The 21,160-nt window shown below is 68.8% G+C and carries 18 protein-coding genes and 1 riboswitch; of the genes, 6 read left to right on the top strand and 12 right to left on the bottom strand.

Annotated features, from left to right (window positions below; all coding sequences use genetic code 11):
* Positions 1-3 precede the first annotated feature (3 nt).
* On the top strand, positions 4-1,323 hold the full coding sequence (pepQ, locus tag AC1DW3_RS01220) for a Xaa-Pro dipeptidase (RefSeq protein WP_477927879.1): 1,320 nt from the start codon (positions 4-6) through the stop codon (positions 1,321-1,323).
* On the top strand, positions 1,320-2,363 hold the full coding sequence (locus AC1DW3_RS01225; protein ID WP_477927881.1) for a hypothetical protein: 1,044 nt from the start codon (positions 1,320-1,322) through the stop codon (positions 2,361-2,363). Before pepQ ends, AC1DW3_RS01225 begins: the two co-directional genes overlap by 4 nt.
* Here AC1DW3_RS01225 and AC1DW3_RS01230 read toward each other — a convergent pair.
* On the bottom strand, positions 2,360-4,606 hold the full coding sequence (locus AC1DW3_RS01230; RefSeq protein WP_477927883.1) for a WD40/YVTN/BNR-like repeat-containing protein: 2,247 nt from the start codon (positions 4,604-4,606) through the stop codon (positions 2,360-2,362). The two genes, AC1DW3_RS01225 and AC1DW3_RS01230, sit on opposite strands and share 4 nt — an antisense overlap.
* Positions 4,607-4,625: 19 nt before the next feature.
* Here AC1DW3_RS01230 and AC1DW3_RS01235 point away from each other — a divergent pair, with 19 nt between their 5' ends.
* Complete coding sequence (locus AC1DW3_RS01235; RefSeq protein ID WP_477927885.1) at positions 4,626-5,105, top strand: hypothetical protein; 480 nt, start codon at positions 4,626-4,628, stop codon at positions 5,103-5,105.
* Here the strand turns inward: AC1DW3_RS01235 and AC1DW3_RS01240 are convergent.
* From AC1DW3_RS01240 to AC1DW3_RS01270, 7 genes are all read right to left on the bottom strand, one after another.
* A complete protein-coding gene (locus AC1DW3_RS01240; RefSeq protein WP_477927887.1) occupies positions 5,062-5,556 on the bottom strand; it encodes a low molecular weight protein-tyrosine-phosphatase in 495 nt (164 codons plus the stop codon). The genes AC1DW3_RS01235 and AC1DW3_RS01240 overlap by 44 nt on opposite strands.
* Before the next feature lie 19 nt (positions 5,557-5,575).
* Positions 5,576-7,870, bottom strand: coding sequence for a TonB-dependent receptor plug domain-containing protein (locus tag AC1DW3_RS01245; RefSeq protein ID WP_477927889.1), 2,295 nt, complete (start codon positions 7,868-7,870; stop codon positions 5,576-5,578).
* 75 nt (positions 7,871-7,945) lie between these two features.
* The gene (locus tag AC1DW3_RS01250; RefSeq protein ID WP_477927891.1) at positions 7,946-8,569 is read right to left on the bottom strand and encodes an OmpW/AlkL family protein; all 624 of its coding nucleotides are present in this window, start codon (positions 8,567-8,569) and stop codon (positions 7,946-7,948) included.
* A gap of 127 nt (positions 8,570-8,696) precedes the next feature.
* Positions 8,697-9,533: a methylenetetrahydrofolate reductase [NAD(P)H] gene (gene metF / locus AC1DW3_RS01255; RefSeq protein ID WP_477927893.1), complete on the bottom strand. Its 837-nt coding sequence runs from the start codon at positions 9,531-9,533 to the stop codon at positions 8,697-8,699.
* Positions 9,530-10,276: a TlyA family RNA methyltransferase gene (locus tag AC1DW3_RS01260; protein ID WP_477927895.1), complete on the bottom strand. Its 747-nt coding sequence runs from the start codon at positions 10,274-10,276 to the stop codon at positions 9,530-9,532. Before AC1DW3_RS01260 ends, metF begins: the two co-directional genes overlap by 4 nt.
* A gap of 7 nt (positions 10,277-10,283) precedes the next feature.
* Positions 10,284-11,699 (bottom strand): adenosylhomocysteinase, encoded by a 1,416-nt coding sequence (ahcY, locus tag AC1DW3_RS01265; RefSeq protein WP_477927897.1) that lies wholly within the window; start codon positions 11,697-11,699, stop codon positions 10,284-10,286.
* 78 nt (positions 11,700-11,777) lie between these two features.
* Positions 11,778-11,854: riboswitch (S-adenosyl-L-homocysteine riboswitch) on the bottom strand.
* Between the two features lie 9 nt (positions 11,855-11,863).
* Positions 11,864-12,763, bottom strand: a complete 900-nt coding sequence (locus AC1DW3_RS01270; protein ID WP_477927899.1) for an AraC family transcriptional regulator — start codon at positions 12,761-12,763, stop codon at positions 11,864-11,866.
* 157 nt (positions 12,764-12,920) lie between these two features.
* On the opposite strand from AC1DW3_RS01270, the gene AC1DW3_RS01275 reads away from it, so the two are divergent.
* On the top strand, positions 12,921-13,922 hold the full coding sequence (locus tag AC1DW3_RS01275; protein WP_477927901.1) for an aldo/keto reductase: 1,002 nt from the start codon (positions 12,921-12,923) through the stop codon (positions 13,920-13,922).
* Here AC1DW3_RS01275 and AC1DW3_RS01280 read toward each other — a convergent pair.
* Both AC1DW3_RS01280 and AC1DW3_RS01285 read right to left on the bottom strand, forming a co-directional pair.
* Positions 13,919-15,148 carry an MFS transporter gene (locus tag AC1DW3_RS01280; protein WP_477927903.1) on the bottom strand — a complete coding sequence of 410 codons (1,230 nt, stop codon included), beginning with the start codon at positions 15,146-15,148 and terminating at the stop codon, positions 13,919-13,921. The two genes, AC1DW3_RS01275 and AC1DW3_RS01280, sit on opposite strands and share 4 nt — an antisense overlap.
* Entirely contained in the window at positions 15,149-16,648 is a 1,500-nt protein-coding gene (locus AC1DW3_RS01285; RefSeq protein ID WP_477927905.1) for a hypothetical protein, read from the bottom strand. It lies immediately after the preceding gene.
* A gap of 178 nt (positions 16,649-16,826) precedes the next feature.
* Here AC1DW3_RS01285 and AC1DW3_RS01290 point away from each other — a divergent pair, with 178 nt between their 5' ends.
* A complete protein-coding gene (locus AC1DW3_RS01290) occupies positions 16,827-17,792 on the top strand; it encodes a PEP-CTERM sorting domain-containing protein (protein ID WP_477927907.1) in 966 nt (321 codons plus the stop codon).
* 30 nt (positions 17,793-17,822) lie between these two features.
* Here the strand turns inward: AC1DW3_RS01290 and AC1DW3_RS01295 are convergent, their stop codons facing one another.
* On the bottom strand, positions 17,823-18,917 hold the full coding sequence (locus tag AC1DW3_RS01295) for a DNA glycosylase AlkZ-like family protein (protein ID WP_477927909.1): 1,095 nt from the start codon (positions 18,915-18,917) through the stop codon (positions 17,823-17,825).
* Positions 18,901-20,673 (bottom strand): diguanylate cyclase domain-containing protein, encoded by a 1,773-nt coding sequence (locus AC1DW3_RS01300; protein WP_477927911.1) that lies wholly within the window; start codon positions 20,671-20,673, stop codon positions 18,901-18,903. Before AC1DW3_RS01300 ends, AC1DW3_RS01295 begins: the two co-directional genes overlap by 17 nt.
* A gap of 160 nt (positions 20,674-20,833) precedes the next feature.
* Between AC1DW3_RS01300 and yajC the strand changes: the two genes are divergently transcribed.
* Complete coding sequence (gene yajC / locus AC1DW3_RS01305; protein ID WP_477927913.1) at positions 20,834-21,157, top strand: preprotein translocase subunit YajC; 324 nt, start codon at positions 20,834-20,836, stop codon at positions 21,155-21,157.
* Positions 21,158-21,160 lie beyond the last annotated feature (3 nt).

The following is a 21,160-nucleotide window of genomic DNA, read 5'->3' on the forward strand; positions in this document are numbered from 1 at the left end:
GCAATGAGCCTCTACACCGACCACCTCGCCGCGCTGCAACAGCACGCCGAATCCGCGCTGGAGCGCACCGGCTTCGACACGCTGCTGATCGCCTCCGGCATCGAGAAATACGCCTTTCTCGACGACCGGCCCTATCTCTTCCAGGCCAACCCGCATTTCAAGCACTGGCTGCCGCTGACGAATCACCCGCATTCCTGGCTGGCGGTGCGGCCGGGCCAGAAGCCGCGCGTCGTCTACTTCCAGCCCGATGACTACTGGCATGTGCCGCCGAGCGCACCGAGCGGCGAGTGGGTGGATGCGGTCGAGCTGGTCGTCATCCGTGAGCCGGAAGAAGCGGCCAAGGCCCTGGCGGATCTCGTCACGGCGCGCACGGCCATCGTCGCCGAGGCCGATGCCGCGCTGCCGGGCCTGGAACCCAACAACCCCGAGGCGCTGCTCAACCTGCTGCACTGGGCGCGCGGCGTGAAGAGCCCCTACGAGCTGGCGCAGATGCGCGCCGCACAACGCCGCGCCGTGCCCGGCCACAACGCCGCGCGTGCGGCCTTCCTGCTCGGCGAGAGCGAGGCCGGCATCCACCGCGCCTATCTCGTCGCCACCGGCCACACCGACCGCGACCTGCCCTACACCAACATCGTCGGCCTCAATGAGCATGCCGCGGTGCTGCACTACCAGTACCAGGACGAGAGCCCGCCGCCGGAGATGCGCAGCTTCCTCATCGACGCCGGTGCCCAGGTCAACGGCTATGCCAGCGACATCACGCGTACCTGGGTGGCGCCGGGCCATGACGAGTTCGCGGCCCTGGTCGCGGCGATGGAGGTCGAGCAACTCGGCCTCGTCGACGAGGTGCGCGACGGTGTCGACTACCGCGACATCCATCTCAGCACGCATCGCCGCATCGCCCGCGTGCTGCGCGGAGCCGGCATCGTGAAGATGAGCGAGGAGGCCATCGTGGAGGAGGGCGTCACCAAGCCTTTCTTCCCGCACGGCATCGGCCATCTGCTGGGCCTGCAGGTGCATGACGTCGGCGGCTTCATGGCCAGCGAGACCGGCGGCGTGGCCGACAAGCCCGAAGGCCACCGCTATCTGCGCCTGACCCGGCCGCTGCAGGCCGGCATGGTGGTCACCATCGAGCCGGGTCTCTACTTCATCCCGACGCTGCTGCGGCAGCTGCGCGCGTCCACGCATGCGGGTAACGTCGACTGGGACTGCGTCGACAGGCTGGCGCGCTACGGCGGCATCCGCATCGAGGACGACGTGGCCTGCCGCGGCGCCGGCGAGGCGCCCGAGAACCTGACGCGGGACGCGTTCGCGGCGGTGTCATGAGCCTTGCGGCGGCACTGCTGGCCGGCGCGCTCGCGCTGCCTGCCAGCGCGCCGCAGCCCGAGGCCCAACTGGGCCGCGTCGAGGTCTCGGGCGAGGCAGCAACCGCCCGCGAGCAGAAGACACTGGGGCAGCTCTTCAAGGCCGAGGCGTTGTTCGAGAAACACCATGCGTTGGCGCCGGCTGCTGAGCTGAAGTTCAGGGTCTATGCGCGCACCCAGGCCGATGCGGCGCCCAGCCTCGAACTGGGCCTGATGACGCCGGCCGGCCGACGGCCTCTCGTGCTGGATGCCGAGGATCGTTTCACTGTCGACCCCGCCTGGCGAACACTGCCCGAGCGCACCGAATTGCGCAGCCGGCTGGCCGATGGCCGAGTGACTTGGCGACCCGACATCCGCTCGCCCGGTGTGCCTGAAGGCGAGCGCAGGCTGGGCGACCTTCGGCTGCAATGTCTTGTGGGCTTTGGTAGCGGCGTCGCGCGCGGGACGTTGTTGTTCGGCTTCCTGCCGTTGGACACCGCCGACTGTGCGGACCGCGACTGGAGCCCCAGCAACTTTGCCGACAAGCCCGTCTTTGCGGTGACGCTGGTGCATGGCGAGCGGCGGCTGACGCTGAGCGCGCGGCTGCTGCACGGCCTGCGCGACGACGGCGGGCCCAAGTACGACTGGGGCTACTCGCTGCGCGAGCGCATGTTCCGCGTGCCCATGGGTGACGAGAGCTGGCCGGACGACACGCGCGTCGTCTTCGAGGCCATGGATGACCCGCCGGCGGCGCCGGGCGCGGCGCTGCAGGCGCTCAAGGATGAGTGGGCGCTAGCGGCACTGGCCCTCGAGCCCGGCCTGACGCCCGCCGAGGTCGCTCAGCGACTGGGCAAGGCCAGCGACAACACGCGCTTCGAATCGGGTCGGCGGCTACAGCGCCACGTGCGGGAGCTCAAGATGCCGGCAGGACCGCTGCAGTTGGAACTGGTCAGCCTCTTCGATGCCGACGACCGGCTGATCAAGTCCTCGCTGCGACGCTTCGAGTTGCCCCAAAAGCCTTAGCGCGGATCGCCGTACTGCACGCCACGCCCGTGAGTGCCGACATAGACGCGGCCAAACACCTTGGGGTCGCCGCTGATCTGCAGGATCAGGCCCCATTGGTGGGCGTCGTCATTGATGCGCTGCCAGCTCGCGGCGCCGTCGACAGAGCGGAAGACGCCGTAGCGGCCAGCCACGGTACCGACGAGGTAGAGGGCCGGCTCCTTCTCGCCCGGCGCGGCGCGGCCGAAGCCAAAGGCGTGGATCTGCGAAACGGCGGGCTGGTGCTTGAAGCCCTGGCCGTCGCCGGCACGGTAGAGACCATGGAAGGCCGCCAGCCAGAGCTCGCCTTCGCGGCCGGGCGTGGCGTAGAGCCTGTCCTGGCCACCCCGGTCGTCGCCGCGGTTGCTGCGGTTGTTGCTGCCGGCGGCGGCGCGGGTGACGGGGCCGTCGGGCAGGGCGAGTGGCTTGGCGGCGAAGGTCAGGCCGGCATCGTTGCTGGCGTAGAGCGTGTCGTCGAACAGCGCCATCGCGTGGAAGCGCTGGGGGTTCACGCGGTCGGCGATGACGCGGGTGCCGGCGGGCAGGCCCTGCACCGGCGTCCAGGTGTCGCCACGGTCGTGGCTGACATACGGCGTGCCGCCTTTGGGTGTCCACACCCAGGCCTTGCCATCGGCCGACACGGCGACAAAACCGTCGCTGGACTTGGCATCGGGCACGCTGGCCGGCGCGCGCCAGGTGGCGCCGCCGTCCAGGGAATAGCCGAGGTTCTTGCCGCCATCGCGCGGGTGGCCGATGCGGACGATGACCTCGGGCGCGAGTTCCGCCCCGGTCACGTCATGCGTGTTGCCGAAGAAGGGCGGCTTGGGGTTGCCGGCCGCCGGCTTGTCCAGGTCGGTGTGGACGAAGCCCGAGTAGTCGCCGATGGCCGTCACCAGCGGCACGCCTTTCGTCGGGCTGTGCAGGGCCAGGGCCACGGTCTCCTCGATGCCGGCGGCCATGACCTGCCAGTGCGTGGGCTTGGCGGCATCGGCCTGCGTCAGGTCCAGCGTCTCCCAGCCGCCGTAGCCGGTGGTGAAGAGGGCGTGGTCGGGGTTGGTGGGGTTGATCTTGACGTCGTAGAGCCAGTGCAAATGCGTGTCGGCGACGTAGGGGGCGGCCGAGGCGTCGAACTGCGCTGCGGGAAAGAGGGGCCGCCAGGTGGTGCCGCCATCCGTGCTGCGAAACAGCTGGTCGCCCGCGCCGCGGCCGGCGGTGCTGGCCAGCAGTCGCTGCGGATGGCCGGGATCCACGGTCACCGTCGCATAGCCGAAAGGCTGTGTGGCGCTGGGGCGCTCGGGCGTGATGTCGGCCCAGGCCTGCCTGGCAGTGTCGTAGCGCCAGACGGCGCCGTCCTTCATGCGATGCGGGCCGGGATCACTGGCATAGGCGATGTAGAGGCGCCCGTCGCTTGCCAGCGTGGCGCGCATGGGGCGGTGCTGTGTCGGCGCGCCGGGCACGGGTTGCCAGCTTGCGCCGGCATCGCGGCTGAACCACAGGCTGGGCCGGCCCACGACCGAGACACCTGCGTAGATCGTGCGGCTGGGCTGGCCGCGCTTGCCGCTGCTCGGATCGAAGAGGACGAAATTGATGGTGGCCTTGCCATCGCTGCCGCCCCAACTGGGCGGCGCGCCGTCGGACTCGTTGCGGCGCCAGGCCGAGTCGGGGAAGGTGTCCACGCGCTGGAAGGTCTTGGCCGCATCGCCGCTGCGCCACAGGCCGGCGAGGCGCGAGGCGAGGTAGAGGACGCGGCCATCGTTCGGGTCGACGGCCAGGCGCTCACCATTGCCGCGGCCGCCCTCGTTGCCGCCGAGCTTGAAGGGCAGGTCGGTGCGCTGGAAGCTGCGGCCGCGGTCATGTGAGCGCAGCACGGCGCCATTGGGCACGACGGGGTTGGTGTAGGTGCCGCAGGCAAGGTAGAGGGCGTCGGGGTCGTTGGGGTCGACGGCCAGGCTCTCGACGCCCATCAGGTTGACTTCGCTCAGCGGCAGCCAGTCCAGCAGCGGTTGCCACGGCCCGGTCGCCGTGTCGCGACGGTAGGCGCCGCCCATGTCGGTGCGGGCATAGGCCAGGCCCGGCACGGCGGGATGAAAGGCGATGCCATCCACGAAGCCGCCGCCGACGATGGCGACCGGGCGCCATTGATAAGGTGCGCCGGCCGGCGGTGCAGCAAGCGCCGACGCGGCGGCCAGCGCCAGGGCGCCCAGCCAGGGCTTGATGGGTTTCATGTCTCCGGCTCTTCTCTAAATGACAGCGCTGGACATCGTAATTTGTTCGCGCGACGAACAAATACGGTTTACCCGTGGAAACCGGCTGTCTCGGCTGGCCTGTTGCGGAGGGCACGGCGTCGCCAACAATCACGGCATGCTGAGCGCTGCCCCTTCAACGCTGACCGTCCCGCGCAACTTGGCCCTGCTGCTGGTGCTGGCCACCGCGCCGCTGCACGTTCTCGCCGCGCCCGCGGAGGCTCCCGTTGCCAGCCCGACGCCCCTGAACCTGCGGCTGCCGCGACCCGGCGCTCAGACCGTCGCGCTGCCCGCGCCTGAACGCCAGCGTCCAGCGCTGCGCCTGGAGCCGCGAAAGTCCTTCATCGAGCAAGGCATCGAAGGCAGTCGGGAGGCGTTGATCGCCTGCCAGAACGGCGCCTATCCCGGCGCGACCGTGGCGGCGCATGGCGTGCAGGTCAGCGGTGGCGACTCCCAGCCGGGGCATTGCTACCGGTTCTGAGCGACGCGATCAGCCCATCGCACGCCGCTTCGACGAGATCCAGCACCTCGTTGAACCCCGCCGCACCGCCGTAGTAAGGGTCGGGCACGTGGCGCTTGCTGGCTTGTGGCGCGTAGTCCAGCAGCAGCTTCAGGCGATGGCGTTGGTCAGGCGGGCAAAGACGTTCGGCGTTGGCGAGGTTGTCCGCGTCCATCGCCAGCACCAGGTCGAAGCGACCGAAATCCTCGGCGATCAGCTGGCGGGCGCGCAGGGTGCTCAAGTCATAGCCGCGCTTCAACGCATGCGCCTGGCTGCGCTCATCCGGCGGCGCCCCGACGTGATAGCCATGGGTGCCGGCCGAGTCGACCTCGACGTCCAGCCCAGCCGCTTTCAGCTTGGCGCGCATGACGCCCTCGGCCGTCGGGCTGCGGCAGATATTGCCCATGCAGAAGAACAGGATGCGGCGCGTCATGGCCACATTCTCGGCCGGGCTAGAAGCGCATGTCGGCGCGCAGCGAGACCACGCGGAAGGTGCGGTTGCGCGACCAGGTGTCGGTCATCAGGTTGTGGCTGGTCACCGGATCCACGTAGACCGCCTCGGAAGTCACCTGCGCATCGCGCGGCAGCAGGTTGGCCAGCGACAGCCGCCAGTTGATGCCGTCGCGCACCGAGCCGCTGGCCCAGGAAAGATAGGCGTCGAACTGGCGGCGCGACGTTTCCTCGCGCCTCAGGTTTTCGGTTTGCTGCACGCGGGTGCCCGGCACATAGTTGAAGTTGAAGCCGCTGCCGAAGTTCTGGCCCAGGGCCTTCCAGCGATGGTCCAGGCCGAAGTTCAGGCTGCCGCGCGGCTGCTGGTCCAGGCGGGCGTTGGAGCCCGGGATGCCCTTGACCTTGCTGTCGAAGACGGCGATGTTGAAGCGCAGCAGCAGCAACTGCCATTCCGGCGGCGCTTCCTCCCATAGCTCGTCCAGGCGCGCCTTGACCTCGAACTCCACGCCCATGGTGCGCGCGCCTTCCAGGTTGCGCGGGCGGCTGACCCAGCGCTGCGAGGTGCTGTCCCAGGGCACGGTCTCCAGTTCGATGCGGCTGCGGATCAGGCTCTTGATGTCGCGCACAAAGGCACTGCCCGACACGATGCCGCCGGTGGGCAGCCAATGCTCCAGGCTGAGGTCCACGCCGGTGGCGAGTTCGGGCCTGAGGTCGGGGTTGCCGGCACGGTCGGCATAGGTGGGCAGGTTGGGGCCGGTGGGATAGGTGGTGTTGATGGTCGGCCGCGCGATCAGGTCGTTGAGGTTGGGCGAGCGGTAGCTGCGCGTCAGGCTCAGGCGCACCTGGTCCTTGGGGAAGGCCTCGGGCTTCCACAGCAGGTGAAAGAGGGGCGACGTGACCTGGGAGACGTTGCGCGTGTCGGGCAGCAGGCCGGCCGCGTCGGCCTGGGTCTCGATGCGCTCGTAGCGGATGCCGGCATAGACCGACCAGATCTTGCTCGGGCTCCACTCGTCCTGGGTATAGCCCGCGAAGCGCTGGCTGCGCGAGCCCAGGGTGTCGCCGAACTTCTGCAGGCCCGGCGATTCCTGGCCGTCGATCAGCGTGCGGCGCACCTGGGTGCGCTGGCTCTGCTCATGCTCGAGGCCGGTCACCCATTGGTGCTCCTTGGCCGTCTTCAGGCTCCACTTGGCGCCCAGGCTGGTCTGGTCGTCGTCGGTGACGTTGTGGTCGTCCTGGACGCGCTGCATGTCGACGCCGACGTCCTTCAGCGTCTCGCGGCGCTGGCTGTTGCTGCTGCTCTTGAAGCCGCCGCGACCGACGCGGAAATCCCAGGTCTCGCCGACGGCAGGCCGGTAGCTGGCCGACAGGTTGACGCGGATGTTGTGCATGCGCCCGTCGGACTCGCCGTGCACATCACGAAAGCGCGTGAAGCCCACGGCGTTGTTCTGGCTCGAGCCCTCGTTCTGCGACAGCGCGAAGAAGGGCGCGAGGTTGAAGCTCAGCGTGTCGCTGAACTTCCAGCGCAGCCGCGCATTGCCGTTCAGGTTGGTGCTGTGGCCCAGGCTCTGGCCCTGCTGCACGGTCTCGTTGAGTACCTCGCCGGTGTCGGTGTCGACGACGCGGTTGTGCGAGTCGATGTTGTTGAAGCGCCGGTGCATGCCACCGTTGGTGGACACGGCGCCGACGAATTCGTCGCCGTTCGGCCCACCCCACTTCAGGTTGCGCGTCCAGCTGAAGTCGGCCTGTGGCTCGCCGCGGTCCTGGCCGAGGGTGAAGCGAAGCTCGTGGTTGGACTTCTGCAGCGGCTCGCGCAGGATGATGTTGATGGTGCCGGCAATGGCGCGCGCACCGGTCTCGGCGGTCGGGGCACGGTAGATCTCGATGCGCTCGACCTGGTCGGGCGGCAGGTCCTCCACGGCGAAGCCGGCCGGCGCGCGTTCGCCGTCGACGAGGATCTGCGTGAAGCCGCTGCCCAGGCCGCGCATGCGGATGTCGCCGCCGCGCCCCGGGCGGCCGCCGATGGTGACGCCGGGCAGGCGGCGCAGCACATCGCCCAGCACCGTGTCGCCATAACGATCGAGGTCCTCGCGCTCGATGACGATCTTGCTGGCCGTGCTGTTGCGTCGGCGGCTGTTGGCGGTGGGCCCGCTGTTGATCTCGACGCGATCAAGGCGGTTGCCGCCGCTGCTGGCGGCGGAGGCCGGCGCGGCGGGTGGGGGCGGTTTGGAGGGCGATGTCTGGGCCGCGCACAGGGCGTTGGCACACAGCATTGCCAGCGCAACAAGAAGGCGGCTCATGGCCGCGCATTTTTGCGGAGTGGGGTGGCCCCGGCGCACGTAAAGCGCTCATTTACATGAGCGCAAGCGCCGTTCTCAGAACCGCCAGCCGAGACCGACGCTGGCCAATGTCGGGTTGACCTTGAACTTGCCGGCCGACGCACCGTTGGAATAGACGGTCGTGCCCAGGCTGACCTTCTTCAGGTCGAAGTTCAGATAGGTGCCCTTGGTGAGCTCGACATCGGCGCCGACCTGCCAGGCAGCGCCAAAGCTGTTGTGCTTGATGCTGGGCTTGAGCGCGGTCTGCACGGCGGGTGCGAACTCGACCGAGGAGAAGTTGGTGTAGTTCAGGCCGGCGCCGACGTAGGGCCGGATCGTCCCCGTCGGGTTGAAGTGGTACTGCAGCGTCAACGTCGGCGGCAGGTGCTTGAGCGAGCCGATGGCACTGCCGTTGGAATAGAGGGTCTGCTTCTGCGGATAGGTCAGGATCAGCTCGGCTGCGACGTTGGGCGTCACGAAGTAGCTGAAGTCCACCTCGGGGAAGGTCTTGTTGTTGATCGACAGGCCCAGACCCGTGCTGTCCTTGTTGGCCGAATCGAGATGCAGGGCGCGCACGCGCACGAGCAGCGGGCCTTCGTCGCCTTCTTTGGCCAGGGCAGGTTGCAGCGTGAGGGCGGCCACAGCGATGGCGACCAGGCGCAGGGCAGGGGAGAACTTCATCAATGACTCCAGGTGAATGGGACGGATCCCGATGGAGGCATTGCACGCGCAGCAGGCGCGGCGCGGTTTGAGGCAACACAAGGCGGCGCCGGTCGGCGCCGCGTTCAGCGTGGGGTTTTGCGCTGGCTCAAACCTTGTTGCCAAGGCCGAGGCGTTTGCACAACTCCAGCGTCAGTGCGCTCTGGTTCAGCGTGTAGAAGTGGATGCCGGGCGCGCCGCCGTCGATGAGGCGCTCGCACAACCGCGTGATGACGTCCAGGCCGAAGGCGCGGATGCTGGCGGCGTCGTCCATGAAACCTTCCATCTTCATCTGCACCCAGCGCGGGATGTCGATGCCGTCGCGCTGCGCGAACTGGGCGATGCGGCCGTAGTTGTGGAAGGGCATGATGCCCGGCACGATGGGCTGGGTGACGCCTAAGCGGCGAGCCTCGTCGACGAAGTGGAAATAGGCGTCGGCGTTGAAGAAGAACTGCGTGATCGCGCCGTTGGCGCCGGCACCCATCTTGTCGACGAAGTGCTGCAGGTCGCGCGCCGCGTAGCGCTGCTGCGGATGCACCTCGGGATAGGCGGCGACCTCGATATGCCAGTCCCTGCCTTGGGTCTCGCGGATGAAGCTGACCAGCTCGGACGCATAGCGGAACTCGCCCGCCGTGGCCGTGCCGCTGGGCAGGTCGCCGCGCAGCGCGACGACGCGGTGGATGTTCTGGGCGCGATAGGTCGACAGGATCTCGGCAATGCTTTCGCGCGTCGACCCCACGCAGCTCAGGTGCGGGGCGGCCTCGAAGCCCGCCGCGGCGATGTCCATGACCGCGCCCAGGGTCTTGTCGCGCGTGGCGCCGCCGGCGCCGTAGGTCACGCTGAAGTACTGGGGCGACATGGCGCCCAGCTCCTGCACGACGGTCTTGAGCTTCTCGACGCCGACCGGCGTGTTCGGGGGAAAGAACTCAAACGAAACGGCTGTCATCGGGACGCCCACAAGAAGAATTCGCGATTGCCATCACCGCCGGTGATGGGGCTGTCGAAGTAGTCCAGCACCTTGAGGCCGAGGGCCGTGCAGGCCAGGCGCACGCGGGCTTCCAGTCGCGGGTAGTCGGCCTCGTCCTTGACGAGACCGCCCTTGCCCAGGGCTTGTGGCCCCAGTTCGAACTGCGGCTTGATGAGCACGAGCAGATGGCCGTGCACTTCGAGCCACGGCAGCAACTCCGGGAGGCTGCCGATCATGGAAATGAAACTCAGGTCGCCGACGATCAGCGTGAAGCCGCCCGTCGGCTGGTGTTGGCGCAGCACGGCCAGCTCGCGCACATGCACGCCTTCCAGCGCGGTCACGCGAGCATCGGCCTGCAGCTTGGGATGGATCTGGCCGTGACCGACATCCACGCCGACGACATGGCGGGCGCCATGGGCCAGCAGGCAGTCGGTGAAGCCGCCCGTGCTCTGGCCGATGTCCAGCACCGTGGTGGCCGTGACGTCCACGCCGACGCGGGTGAGCGCGCCTTCCAGCTTGAGCCCGCCGCGCGACACATAGCGCAGCTCCGCGTCGTCGGTGACGCGCAGCTGGGCCGTTTCGGGCAGGTCCTCGCCGGCCTTCTTCAGCACGGCCCAGCCGGTGGGCGAGGCCCATTCGGCGGCACCGTTGCTGATCAGGCGTTGCGCGACGGAACGCGTCGGCGCAAGGCCCTGGGCGACGAGGAGCTGGTCGGCGCGCATTGAGGGCTTAGTAGCGGTAGGTATCCGGCTTGTAGGGGCCGGCCTTGTTGACGCCGATATACGCGGCCTGCTCTTCGGTCAGCTCGGTCAGCTGCGCGTTCAACGTGGTCAGCTGCAGGCGGGCGACCTTCTCGTCCAGGTGCTTGGGCAGCACATAGACCTGGCCGACGGCGTAGTTGTCCTTGTGCGCGTAGAGCTCGATCTGGGCGATGGTCTGGTTGGCGAACGACGAGCTCATCACATAGCTCGGGTGGCCCGTGCCGCAGCCCAGGTTCACCAGCCGGCCCTTGGCCAGCAGGATGATGCGCTTGCCGTCCGGGAAGATGACGTGGTCGACCTGGGGCTTGATCTCTTCCCACTCGTACTTCTCGAGGGCCGCGACCTCGATCTCGTTGTCGAAGTGGCCGATGTTGCAGACGATGGCGTTGTTCTTCATCGCGGCCATGTGCTCGTGGCGGATGACGTTCTTGTTGCCGGTCGTCGTCACGAAGATGTCGGCCTTGTCCTGGGCGTATTCCATCGTCACGACGCGGTAGCCTTCCATCGCGGCCTGCAGCGCGCAGATGGGATCGATCTCGGTGACCCACACCTGGGCCGACAGCGCGCGCAGCGCTTGTGCCGAGCCCTTGCCCACGTCGCCATAGCCGGCCACGACGGCGATCTTGCCGGCCACCATCACGTCGGTGGCGCGCTTGATGCCGTCCACCAGGGACTCACGGCAGCCATAGAGGTTGTCGAACTTGCTCTTGGTGACCGAGTCGTTGACGTTGATGGCGCGGAACAGCAGCGTGCCCTTGGCCGACATTTCCTTCAGGCGGTGCACGCCCGTCGTCGTCTCTTCGGTCACGCCGATGATCTCGGCGCTCTTGCGGGTGTACCAGGTGCCGTCCTCGGACACCTTCTTGCGGATGGCGGCGAACAGGATGCGCTCTTCCTCGCTGCCCGGGTTGTTCAGCACGGACAAGTCCGTCTCGGCCTTCTGGCCCAGGTGCATCAGCAGCGTCGCGTCGCCGCCATCGTCCAGGATCATGTTGGGGCCTTCGCCGGCCGTGCCCTTGTCGCCGAACTCGAAGATGCGGTGGGTGTAGTCCCAGTAGTCTTCCAGCGTCTCACCCTTGTAGGCGAACACGGGGGTGCCGACGGCGGCCAGCGCGGCGGCGGCGTGGTCCTGCGTCGAGAAGATGTTGCACGAGGCCCAGCGCACTTCGGCGCCCAGGGCTTGCAGGGTCTCGACCAGCACGGCCGTCTGGATGGTCATGTGCAGGGAGCCGGTCACGCGTGCGCCCTTGAGCGGCTGCGTGGCGGCGTATTCCTTGCGGATGGCCATCAGTGCCGGCATCTCGTGCTCGGCGATCTTGATTTCCTTGCGGCCCCAGTCGGCGAGCGACAGGTCCTTGACGATGTGTGCGGCGGTGGCGGTCATGCGGGCTCCTTCAAGCGAATGAAGCCGCTGGCGGTGACGGTACGAGGGGAGTTCATCCTCACCCAGGCACGGTCGGCCAGCGGGTGAGCGCAGTTGCAGGGGGCAAACTTCCGAGCCTGGCCTCAAGGGGTGAGGTTGCAACGCTCCTCGGAAGAGGCGGCATTCTAGCCGGCCGCGCTGCGAAGAAGCGAGATGTCTTCTCGCGGCGGGGCGCCAAATAGGCGACGGTATTCACGGCTGAACTGCGAAGGACTCTCGTAGCCGACCCGGTGGGCGGCGCTGGCGGCGTCCAGGCCGTCGCCCAGCATCAGCCGGCGGGCCTGCTGCAGGCGCAGGTTCTTCTGGAACTGCAGCGGCGACAGCGCGGTCAGCTGCTTGAAGCGCAGATGCAGCGTCGAAGGGCTCATGTGGGCCAGCGCTGCCAGTTCGTCGATGGACAGCGGCTCGGCATAGCGGCGCGACAGTTGCTCGATGACCCGGCCGACGCGACGGGTGACGCCGTCGGTATGCACCAGCGAGCGCAGCCGCGGCCCCAGCGGGCCGGTCAGCACGCGGTACAGGATCTCCCGCTGCACCAAGGGGGCCAGCGTCTTCAGATCCTGCGGGCTGTCCAGCAGCTGCAGCAGGCGCAGGGCCGCGTCCAGCAGCGGTGCGGTGACGGGCGCGACGTGCAGGCCGGTGTCGCCGCCCTCCGGCGGTGCGTCGCCATCCAGCAGCAGTTCGGCCAGCGCCTGCGTCTCGCAGCTCAGGCGCACGCAGACATAGGGCTTGGCCGGGCTGGCCTCCAGCACCTGGCCGCGCGGCAGCATGGTCATGGGCACGACCAGGCACTGCATCGCGTCGTAATGCACCACGCGCTCGCCGAGCTGGGCGCGCTTGCGGCCCTGCAGCACCAGCACCAGGCCGGGCTCGTAGACAGCCGGCACCGGTTGGGCCGGCGCGCTGGCGCGGATCAGCCGCAGCCAGGGCAGGGCGGTCGTGTGCAGGCCGTCGCCGGGCGCTCGAGACAGCGCCGCGGCGATGGCTCGTTCGCGCAGGGTCTGCAGGTCGTCATCAGTGGGCATGTGAGCAATTGTGCAAACGCTTCGGGTGGCCCGGGGCCTTGCGGGGCTTTGGCTCGGAGGATCGGGCAAGCAACTGCCAGGTTTGTGCTGGGCGAGCGGGGGCGGGTTTCCTAAGCTGTCGTCATCCCGTTGATGATCCCCTTCAAGGAGTTCCACCATGACGCATTCGCACCTTCCCCGCCGCCGCCTGGGCAGCCATGGCCCCGAGGTCTCGGCCCTGGGCCTGGGCTGCATGGGCATGTCCGATTTCTACGGCCCGGCCGACGATGCCCAGTCGCTCAGCGTGCTGCACCATGCACTGGACATCGGCATCAATTTCCTGGACACAGCCGACATGTATGGCGTGGGTGCCAACGAGCGCCTGCTGTCGCGGCTGCTGGCCACGCGCCGCAGCGAGGTTGTCATTGCGACCAAGTTCGGCAATGTGCGTGCGGCTGACGGCACCATGCTGCGCATCGACGGCAGCCCGGCCTATGTGCGCGAAGCCTGCGATGCGAGCCTGCAGCGCCTGGGCGTGGAGCACATCGACCTCTACTACCAGCATCGCGTCGACAAGAACACGCCCATCGAGGAGACCGTCGGCGCGATGGCCGAGCYGGTCAAGGCCGGCAAGGTCGGGCACCTGGGCCTGTCCGAGGCGTCGGCCGCGACCATCCGCCGCGCGCATGCGGTGCACCGAATAGCCGCCGTGCAGACCGAATACTCGCTGTGGAGCCGCGACGTGGAAGCCGAGATCCTGCCGACCTGCCGTGAGCTGGGCATCGCGCTGGTGCCCTACAGCCCGCTCGGTCGCGGCTTCCTGACTGGTGCGATCCGCTCGGCCGAGCAACTGGCGCCCGACGACCGCCGCCGCATCCACCCGCGCTTCCAGGGCGGCAACCTGGACCACAACCTCGCGCTGGCCGATGCGCTGTCGGCGTTGGCCGAGGAGTGGAGCTACACACCGGCCCAGCTCGCGCTGGCCTGGCTGCTGCACCAGGGCGAGGACATCGTGCCCATCCCCGGCACGCGCAGCGTCAAGCGGCTGGACGAGAACGCGCTGGCCGCGCGCATCCACTTCGACGCCGGCCGGCGCGAGCGCATCGAGGCGCTGCTGGCCGCGCACGCGGTGGCCGGCACGCGCTACCCGGCGGCGCAGATGGGGGCGCTCAACGTCTAGCGGGAAGCGGTCGTGCTGCGGTAGGCCCAGAAGCGCGGCAGCAGGAACCCGGTGGCGATGACGCCGACCAGGCAGATCACGCCACCGACCCAGATCGCCGGCGCCACGCCCCAGGCATCCGCCATGAAGCCGGCCCGCGCATTGCCGACCAGCGGGCCGGTCAGGTAGCTGATCATCTCGATGCCGGCCAGCCGCCCGCGCAGCGAGTTCGGGATGGTCTCGTTCCAGATCGTGCCGCGGAACACGCCGCTGACCATGTCGGCGGCGCCCGCCACCGCGAGACACACCAGGCCCAGCACCAGGCTGGGCGCGAAGCCCAGGGCCACGATGCCGATGGCCCACACGGCCGCCGCGATGACGACGGCGCGACCGTGGCGGCTGACCTTGCCGGTCCAGCCGCTGAACAGGCCGATGACGAGGGCGCCCACCGACATCGCCGACAGCAACCAGCCCACCGACTCGGTGCGCCCGTCCGCCGCCGCCATGGCCGGGAACAGGGCGACCGGGAAGGCGAAGGCCATCGCGACGATGTCGACGATGTAGGTGCCCATCAGCTCCGGGCGCTTCCACGCAAAGCGCAGGCCCTCGGCCAGGTCGGCCAGCAGATGCGGGCGTTCTTCGGGCGTGTCGAGCGTGCCAATCGCTTCACGCGGAATGCGGGCGATGAAGTACAGCGCCGCGGCGAAGGTCACGAAGTCGAAGACATAGGCCCCGACCGCCCCCCACTTCGCCAGCAGGATGCCGGCCAGCGCCGGCCCGGCCACCATGCCCACGGTGCCCCGCACCGAGGACAGGGCCGCGACGGCGGCGAACTCCTCGGGCCGCGCAAGCTTCTGCGTCAGCGCTTCCAGCGCCGGGCGGTGGAAGCCGCTGGCGCCCTGCAAGATCGCCACCAGCGCGTAGATGGCCAGCACGCTGGGCGTGGCGCTCAACGCGTTGGCCAGCAGGCCGGCCAGGCACAGCGCCATCAGCGCCTCGGAGCCGATCAAGAGGCGTTTGCGGTCCACGCGATCCGCCACCGCGCCGCCCAGCAGGCCGCAGACGACAACGGGGATCAGCTGCACCAGGCCGAGCAGGCCGACCTGGGCGTTGGAATGTGTCAACTCATAGAGCTGCCAGGGCACGGCCACATAGCTGACCATGGTGCCCAGGCCGGAGATGAACTGGCTGGCGAAGAGGCGGCGAAAGGCGGTGTTGCGGCGCAGCGGCGCTATGTCAAGAAGCATTCAGTGAGCTTGGCTTTCGAAACGAGTGAAGCGCGTTTCGAGGTCCCATTGCAGGCGGGCCTTGGTGTTGGCGGTGAGGAAGTCGCGGCAGCGGGCCGCCTTGGCCTCGCGGCCTGGGCGTTCGCCGGCGCAGGCGGCGTTGACGCGTCCGGTGGCCGTGTCGGCCAGCAGCGCCTGCCCCTCGACAAAGCCGTAGTGGAGGGCATTGCGCGACAGTTGCTTGAAGTCACGGTAGCTCAGCTTCGGATAGCTGGCCGCGGCGCGCTGGTACTCGTTGGTCAGGTCGATGCGGAACACGCCTTCATCGTCGGCCGACAAGGCCGTGGGCACGCCGAACTGGCGGTAAAGCAGGAAGGGATGCTGTTCCCCCTTGAGGTCGTGCACGATGGCGTTGCTGGTCAGGTTGATCTCGACGGCGATGCCGCGCCTGGCCATGTCGCGCAGCGTGTCGAAGGCGCCGGTTTCCAGGCCGATGGCCTCACCGTGGCCGATGCGGCGCGCGCCGGCGATGTCCAGCGCCTGGCGGATGTGGTCCTTGAAGTCCTCGGGCGGCACGAGGCCGAAGCCGAACTCACCGGCATGCAGGCTGACCTTGACCTCGGGGTAGAGCTTGCCCAAGGCGCCGATGACAGCCATCTGCTCCTTGTAATGGCGCAGCGTGCCGGGGTCGTCCTCGGGTGCGACGAGGTTCAGGCCGACGTAGCGCGGGTCGGCTTTCACGAGCAGGAAGGCCAGCGCGATCTGCGCATTGACCTGCTCGGGTGGGAAGGTGCGGATGACCTGGGCCAGATAGCGCAGCGCCACGCCGCAGCCCGGCTCGGCATTGGCCTGGCCGCAGTGCGACAGCTCGCGCCAGCGCTTCTCGATGCGGTCCAGTTCGGTGCGTGTGTCGGTGACGATGCGCTGCAAAGCCGGGTGATTCGCCCAGTCCTTGGCGGAGCGGTCGGCGCGGAAGGCGCCTGGCTCGGCCGCGGCGATGGCGCGCGCCTTGTCCATGCCCCAGGACTGCAACAGCTCCAGGTAGACGGTGTTCTCGGCGCCGCGTCGGTTGGTCGCCTCGCGCAGCATGTCGCCCTCGCGGCCCAGCGTGCCGGGGATGAAGCGACCGAAGGTGTCGAAGACCTGGTCGTGGCCGGACTTGGTCCCGCGCTCGTAGTTGCGCACCGAATAAGCGTCGACGAGTTGGCGGTAGTTCACCGCGTCGGCTGCGTAGTCCTTCATGGCCGGCCGCGACGCGTCGCAGGGCGGGAAGCTGATCTGGCCAGTGATTGGCGCCACGCATTTGCCGTCCTCGGCCGCCCACTGGATGATGTTCTCGGCATAGATGCTGCCGTCCAGGTGGTTGTGCAGGTCGCCGCCCTTGGGAAAGGCCGCCATGAACTGGCGCAGCAGCCAAGGGTTGCCGCGAGCCTGCTCAAGCGCGCGGGCGGCACCGGCCTCGTCGGCATGGGCCATCGGGCACAGGGTCAGGGCGAGAAGCAGTGGGGCAAGACAGCGCATGGCGGCAACTCGGGGTCAATCGTGACCGTGCGATCCTAGGGGTGATCTACACACCGCAGCGGTGCGGCCCCCACGTCTGAGTCGTTGCCGCGGCGGCTGCGCGGCCTAAACTGAAGCCAGCGTCACGGCGACGGTTCGTGACCGCGGCGTTGACGTGCGAACCGCGAGGAGATCGCCAATGAAGATCTGGCTTCAGGCTGCCGCAGCATGTTGCACCGCGTGTGTGCTGGCCCCCCCTGCATGGGCCGATCTCGTGATTGACGAGTTGACGATCCACTCGGCAGCGCTTTACTCCGGGCCCGCCGGCGCGCTGTCGCAGATCTCAGACTGGTCGTTGGCGTCCGGGCTGCCACCTGTTGCCGCGGTCGCGAGCGTGCGTCTCGCGGACTCGCTGGCAGCGTCCGCGCGCCTGACCCCCGACGGCTTCTTCATGAGCAAGTCGCGTTCCGAGAACGACTTCTTTCCGCCTGCCGGCACGAACACGGCGGGTGCAGCGACCCGCTACGAACTGACGGTCAGTGCCAACGCGGCCAATACGCCGCTGTTGCTGGATTTCAACGTCTTCGGCAGCAAGGTCTTCGGCAACGCCTACTACGGCGACGGCCGGATGAAGGTCGAAACGTCGGTGTTCATTTCAGCTTCCAGGAACGGCGCACTGGCCAACTACATCTGGGGCTACGGCGACGGTGTCGTTCTCGACAGCACCGCCTCGACAGCCGACCGTTTCAGTCGGGTGTCATCGTCGGTGGACTCGCAAGGGATCGGGCTGCCGGCCGACCACGAGTTCCTCGGCTACCTGCCGATGAGTTTCATTTCCGCTGGCAGCGTCGACCGCGACGCGTTTTCCGGCCATCTGGACTTCGGCCTCTTGCAGCCCGGTGAGACCTTCACGCTGCGCTACGAGTCGCGAACGTACGTGCAGAGCGAAATCCGGTACGCCGGAAAGTCCTCAGCCGAATTGATCGATCCATTTTTGCTCGGCGGCGCGCCGGCGCCCGCGCTGGAACTCTTCGGTCTCGTGCTGCCGCAGGCGGCGCCGGTTCCGGAGCCGGGCCGCGCCGGGCTGCTGCTGGCCGGGTGTGCTGGCCTGTGGTGGGCGTGGCGACGCCGGCCAGTCGGACTCGGACGCTCAAATCTTCCCTAGCCAGCCGCCCGTCGAGCACGCGCTTTCTCGTCAGCCGGCCTCGACCCCCAGGAACTCCGCCAGCCGGATCCTCTCCACCTCCAGCGCCGGTTTGAAGGCCGCGTCGCGGGGTGCCCGGCCGGCGACGTAGCCGCAGTCCAGCTGCAGCCGGCCGCTCTTGACGCTGGCGTTGCCCCAGCCGATGACCTGGTCGCGCCACAGCAAGGGCAGGGCGTAATGGCCGCGCACCCGCTTGGCCGCGGGCGTGTAGGCCTCGAAGCGGTAGGCCCAGCCCCACAGCAGCTCGAAGCGGCGGCGGTCCCAGACGACGGGGTCGAAGGGTGCCAGCAGCCGCACCTGGGAGGGGATGCGCCAGCCGCGCGTCGGGTCTTCATTCGCCGGCCAGTACCAGTCCACGCCGTCGATGCGCGTGTGGGCGAGCCGCTCCTTGGCGCGGGCGATGGTGGCCGGGGCCAGTTCGCGCCACTGATGAGCGCCGTGGAACAGCATGCGGATGACCAGGGACAGGCTGCCGGCCGGCAGCGGCGCGTACTTCTGCACCAGCACGTCGGCCAGCGCGTCCATGGCTTCCTGCGGGTCGGGGTGGGCTTCCCAGGTTGGCCCGAGGCGGTAGACGCGCGTGCCGCTGTCACGCCGCACCACATCCAGATGGCCGCGGTAGTGCAGGCCGTCGAGCAGCTCGGTGGACAGCCGGCTGTTGCCGCCGAACCAGTTTTTCACCGGGCCGTGGCCCAGCGCCGCGTCGACCTCGGCCGGGTGGGCCTCGCCCAGGCGCTCGACCTCGGCCAGCACGGCCTTGGCCAGCTTCCAGCGCGGCTTGTCCCAGACGCGGCGCGTCGTGCGCGGGTGCATCAGCGCGCGCAGCTCGGGCGTGACAAAGCCGTAGTTGATGAAGAAGTCTTCCTGCAACGGCAGGCGCGGGTAGCGGCGCTCCAGGTCGCCGGCCTGGTAACCCTTGACGCGGTGGCGCAGCGTCAGGTCCTGGGCACGGGCCGGGGCGCGCAGCGGGTCGGCCTGCACGAAGCCGCCGAGCTTCTCGACGGCCTTGACCAGCGTGGTGGGCGTGAAGAGGCTGCGGGCCACCGCGTGGCGGCGCAGCGCAGCGAGATCAAAACCTTGAGACATTCCTGTCGGGTTCCTGCGGCAGCGCCTGCTTGCGGGCGAACATGTCGGCATCGGCATGCCTGAGCAGGCTCTCGGTGTCCTGGCCGTCGTCGGGGTAGAGGGCGATGCCGAAGCTGCTGCCAACCTGGAATTCGGCCGGCGCCAGGCCCGCCAGGCTTTCCAGCGGCGCGCTCATGGCGGCCTCGAGGTGGTTGCGTGCGGCTTCGGCGTCGGCACGGTTCTCGACCGATTCGAGCAGCATGACGAATTCGTCGCCGGCGTAACGGGCCACGATGTCGCCGATGCGCACGCCGGCGCGCAGGCGCTGGCCGACCTCCTTCAGCACGGCATCGCCGACGCCATGGCCGAAGCGCTTGTTGACGTCCTTGACGCGTTCGAGGTCGACGAACATGACGGCGAAGGGCCAGCGGTCGCCGCGCCGCCGCTGCTGCAGGATGCGGTCCTCGATGCGGCGCAGGATGGCGCCGCGGTTGGACAAGCCCGTGAGCTGGTCGGTCAGCAGCCGCCTTTGCATGTCGGCGAAGCTGCGCGCGAGCTCACCCAGCTCGTCGGTGCGATGCACCTCCGGCGGCTCGTCGAGCACACCGTCGCCGACGCGCCGGGCCGCCTCGGCCAGCTCGCGCAGCTCGCGCGTGACGATGCCCAGCACCGCCCAGCCCAGGCCCAGCGCGATGACGACGCCCAGGCCGGCCAGCATGGCGGCCTGCACGAAATTGCGCTGCACGCCGGCCAGGAAGTCGGCGCGCGGCACGGCGACGATGATGAGCCAGTTCAGGCCCAGGGCCGGCTCGACGCGGGCATAACCGAGCTGCACGATGCGGCCGTTGGCATCGGCGAAGCTGGCCGTGCGCGGCGCGGTGCCCAGGGCTTCGGCCCCGGCCGCCGTGCGCTGGCGCACGGCGTCGAAGGCGGCGACGACGAGGGCGTCGCTGCTCTGGGTGGCGTTCAGCCGCTCGTGCTGGCCGACGCCCAGCGTCTTCATGTGCGCGCCGCGCGACACGCCCACCAACGGGCCGTCCCCCTCGACGACCATCGCGACGGCGTTCTCCGTCAGCGCCAGCCGCTGCAGCAGGGCGTTGACCTGCTTGAGCGGCAGGTCGGTCGCCGCCACGCCCTCGGGCTCGCCGACGTCGTTGCCGACGCGCTTGGTGCGCGTCGTGACGAGGTCCAGCGTCTTGAAGTCGATGTAGACCGGCGTCCAGCTCAAGGGCGCCGGGTTGGCCAGGGCCGCCTGGTACCAGGGCCGCTCGCGCGGCTCGAAGACCTTGTCCTCGGTGACCGGGGAGCGCAGTTCGCCGGTGATGCCGCTGAGGCGGTAGATGGTGCGTGGGCCTTCGCCCTGGGTGCGCGTCCTGACCTCGGCCTCCAGCTCGGAGAAGCGCCACAGGCCGAGAAAGTGGCCGTGGCGGTCACCGTAGTAGACGTAGTTGTTGGGGTCGCGATGCACCGAGGTGGCCAGCCAGAAGCGGGTGCGCAGCGCGCCCAGTTCCTTGGGCAGGTTCTCGGGCGCCGGCAGACCGGTGGGGAAGGCGGCCTCCAGCACGGCGTCGGCGCCGCCGACATGACGTTCCAGCGACACGGCGATGCGGCCCACGGCCTCGACCAGCAGCTGGCCAGACAGCGTGTCCACCGTGTCGCGCCCGGCCCGCCAGGACAGGGTGCCCACCAGCAGCACCAGGGCCAGCACCAGCACGACATAGGGCAGCGTCAGCAGGCTGCGCAGGCTCAGTCGGTCGGTCAGGGTCCTGATCGGCAAGGGAGGAGCTCCAGGCGGGTTGAGGGCGGCGGCGGCAGGTTAGCAGGGGCGGGCGTCGCGGCGTAGCCCCCGGCGGCCCGTTGGCGGGGTCCTCGGCGCGCCGCACTAGAATTCAAGGTTGCCCTGCGGTTTTTGCGGCCGCCCACCCAAGGAATTCAACGTGTTCATCTCCAACGCCTACGCCCAGGCCGCCCCGGCTGCCGCCAGTCCCGAAAACGGCCTCCTCGGCATGCTGCCCCTGGTGCTGATGTTCGTCGTGCTCTATTTCGTCATGATCCGGCCGCAGATGAAGCGCCAGAAGGAGCACAAGGCCATGATCGAGGCGGTGCAGAAGGGTGACGAGGTCGTCACCGCCGGCGGCATCATCGGCAAGGTTGCCAAGCTGGGCGACAACTTCATCCACCTCGAAGTCGCCAATGGCGTCGAGCTGCAGATCCAGCGCAGCGCCGTCACCCAGGTTCTCCCTAAGGGCAGCTTGAAGTAATCG

It is taken from the genome of Roseateles sp. P2_H4 (assembly GCF_056403315.1).